Annotated in this window: 2 protein-coding genes; both read right to left on the bottom strand. The window is 31.0% G+C overall.

Translation table 11 applies throughout. From position 1 onward, the window contains the following. Positions 1-368: 368 nt before the first annotated feature. Positions 369-944, bottom strand: a complete 576-nt coding sequence (locus A3SG_RS0118270) for a DUF6705 family protein (protein WP_016991430.1) — start codon at positions 942-944, stop codon at positions 369-371. Between the two features lie 25 nt (positions 945-969). Next, positions 970-1395, bottom strand: a complete 426-nt coding sequence (locus A3SG_RS0118275) for a hypothetical protein (protein ID WP_016991431.1) — start codon at positions 1393-1395, stop codon at positions 970-972. Positions 1396-1701: the final 306 nt, after the last annotated feature.

The following is a 1701-nucleotide window of genomic DNA, read 5'->3' on the forward strand; positions in this document are numbered from 1 at the left end:
AATAGTAAAGTAAAAAGTGGGGGGGGTAAATAATTTTACTTTCATAATATGAATTTAAATTAGTGCTTTTTTTGTAAAAAACATCGTTTTCAAACTTACAGCTAATTTACTGTAAATCAAATACCCAGTTTTAGTGATATTTAGGTTTTCGCCTAGAATTAGTAAATTTATAGAAAAAGTCGGTAACAAATTCTGCGTTCCGTTACTGACTTCTTATTTTAAATGAAATTATGATTCGTCTTTTTGAGCAGCCCTCAAACAGTGTCTAAATTTTTGGGGCAACTTTAAATCAGGCTTTGTTAATTAATGGTTCATATAATTTATGCTTTAGATCTTAACTGCTATTTTTTTGATGCCGCCTTGTTCATCTATTGCTTAATTAAGATCATCGCATGCACTGGAAGTATTTGTTTAGCATCTCCAGTGAGACACTCAGGATACATTTCGCCCTCAACTGATAAAAACAATTGCATTTTTTGCTTAGTATCCCCGTACACTTGAGTAAAAACCCAGCCATTTTGTCCGCAGGCTATATCTCTACCGATATAAGAAAAAACATAACCACCATCTCTATCTACATATCCGTTTGTCAGTACAAAATTACTGTCATTTGGTAAAGACAGAGTGTTTTCGATAACCGTTCCATTACTGTCGGTTATTTTGTAACGCATTAAAAGCTCGTCTTTTTTAACCTCAGGATCATCTGTTGTTCTTTTTATAATTCTAACCTCGTAATTTTTATCATCATAATTGCCCTTCCAGGCTCCGATAAATTTAGTTAAATGATTGTTAACGTCTTTAACATAAACATAGTCATAATCACCTAATAAACCCCCTTCTGTACCTTTGTACTTGTAAGTGTCCTCTATGGGTATAATATGTTGTGCTTTACAACTCATTGTTGATAAAACAAAAATTGTTAATAATACAGTTGCTCTTTTCATTGTTTTTATTTTTAATATTAATAGATTATTCACAGTCCACTGTCTCTACTTTACCTTTGTCATTTAATTTCTTAGACTGTATTGTTATATTGCTACTGAATAATGGCTTCTTTAATTTATATAATTCAATACCAGCTACTTTAATATGGTCTTTTATAAAATGTAAAAAACCTTTTTCAGTACCTTTTTCATTAAGATATTTGATATAATCTTTTTTATAATCATCTGCAGTTTTAATATTAACAATATCATTTTGATTACCTGTAAATCGAAGGGTGTAATCACCTGTACTTGTAATAACCCCTGCATAGACATTTGATATATTGCTGATAGTAGAACTTTTCACAATAGATAAAAAAGCAATAACATCGGCGGGAGAGAACATTCTGTAAATCTCGTTTATTTTTTCTTTGGCCACTTTTAGGATCCATTTCTCCTGTTGGGAAATCATCTAAGTGAGTATGTATAAAGCCGTTAATTCCATTGTAATTAATTCCTTTTAAACTTAAAGAGTGTCCACCATTAACGGGATTAAGTGAAGTAAAAGTACCGTCTTTATTTTGTACATAGCCAGTTTCTAAGTCTTTATTAGTAACTTTATTTAACTGTTCTATTTTTAGTGTAAATTCAGTATCATTTAGTTGATCACTAATATTTTTGCACGGATCTGATTCATCATCAATTACCTCTCTAAATTCAGTAATATAATGATTTGCATACGACTCCTCAGATCCTCCACAAGGCACATTCATAGGCT

It is taken from the genome of Flavobacterium sp. ACAM 123 (assembly GCF_000264055.1).
Lineage (GTDB): Bacteria > Bacteroidota > Bacteroidia > Flavobacteriales > Flavobacteriaceae > Flavobacterium.